The sequence below is a fragment of the Frankia nepalensis genome, assembly GCF_016786325.1.
Lineage (GTDB): Bacteria > Actinomycetota > Actinomycetes > Frankiales > Frankiaceae > Pseudofrankia > Pseudofrankia nepalensis.
In genome coordinates, this window is record NZ_JADWYU010000059.1 from 1 (window position 1) to 1,646 (window position 1,646).

At 75.3% G+C, this 1,646-nt stretch carries 1 pseudogene; it reads right to left on the reverse strand.

The annotated features are described in order from the left end of the window. Positions 1-220: 220 nt before the first annotated feature. Positions 221-1,646: pseudogene (locus I6A81_RS02660) on the reverse strand (hypothetical protein); the annotation flags it as partial.

Here is a 1,646-nt window from a genome sequence, read left to right on the forward strand (position 1 = left end):
CACGCTCCCGGCCATCGCCACCACCCTCAGAGGGCGTGCCCACCCGCAACCACCTAACGCAACGGCATTGGCCCTAGTACCGCGACCGCGAACGTCGGCCTGCTACACATGATCGCCGATAGTGCCCTGGGGAGGTCGCGACCGGGCCCTGTCCACGACCTCCCCGGGGCACAAACGCCGATCATGTCTGGCGTCACAGGGCGAACCCCGGCGGGGCCGGCTAGCAGCCGCCCATCTGGTCGAGCCAGGAGGCGATCAGCGGGAACTGGGTGTAACAGGCAGGAAGGGTCTGAGGCTGGGTCTGGGTCTGGGACTGGGTGGGGCCCGGTGCCGATGGCGACGCGGGAGGCGCCGGTGCCTGGGTTGGGGTGGGCCTGGGAGCCCGGGTAGTCCGCCGGGTCGGCGGAGCCGGGGCCCTGGTCGCGGGAGGCGTGGTGACCGCCGGGGGAGGCGGGAGCGTGGGCACCAGGGCCGGGGTGGGCGCCTGCGCCGGTGAGGTCGTCCGTGCCGCGCCCACGACGGAGAACCCCTTGTCTGCCGCGGAGCCCTCACCATCGCCCGAGCCGACGGTGAGCAGCGCGAACCCACCGACGAGCAGGACGAGGACGGCCGCCGCGATGGCGATCGTCGTGCGGCCGGCCGGGGTCTGGCCGAAGGAACCGGAGCGCAGCAGGTCGATCCAGTTCCGCAGGTTGTAGTTGCCCGGCTGGTCGGCGAGCTCGATCGGGATGAGCAGGCGGGCCGTTTCATAGCGGATCTCGTCGTCCGCGTCGTCGTCCGCCTCGCCGTCACCGGTCTTGGCGTCACCGGTCTTGGCGTCACCGGCGGCCTCCGGCGGGGTGGGGCCCGCACCGGCCGCTGTCCCGGCCCCGTCCGGCTCCGTGGAGCCGGTGGGCACGGCGACGTCGCTCGCGAGGGCCGGTTCGCCCGCGACGGTGGGTTCGTCCGCGACGGCGGGTTGTTCGTTCGTGATGGTCGGTTCGGCCGCGAGGGTGGGTTCGTCCGCGACGGCGGGTTGTTCGTTCGTGATGGTCGGTTCGGCCGCGAGATCGGCCACGGACGCGCCGGGGGACGCCGCGCCGGCCCGGGTGGCGGCCTCGGAGGCCGCTGAGGCCTGCGCTTCATCCGGCGCGGGCGGCTCCGAAACGGGTGTGTCGGCGTTCCCGTCGGCGGCCTGGCCGGGGCGGCCGGGGCCGGCGTTGTCGCCGAGGGCCAGCGTGGGCGGGCCGTCCACGGCGGCCTTGAGCGCGCCGACGTCCACGAGGGCGGTGACGTCCGCGTCCTCGGACGTGGGCTCGCCGCCAGCGGGACCGCTGGAGGCGACCGCCATGTCGTCGACGACGGAGGCGCGGTCCGCGTCGTCCGCGCCAGAAGGGAGGGCGACGTCCTCGGAGACCGCGGCTCGGTCCTCCCCGGAGAGGACACCGTCCCGCGCCGCGACCTCGGGGAACCGGGCGGTCCGGTCCTCGTCGAGGTCCTCGCTCGCCGGGGCGGGCTCGGGGCGGGGGGCCGTCGCGGCGGCCCGGAAGGAGGCGGCGTCGACGTTCTCGGTCGGCTCGTCGCCCAGGCTGTCCGCGTCGTCGGCGGTGACGCGTTCCGCCGCGGCGCGCTCGGCGGTCCGGAAGGGGGCGGCGTCGACGTTCTCG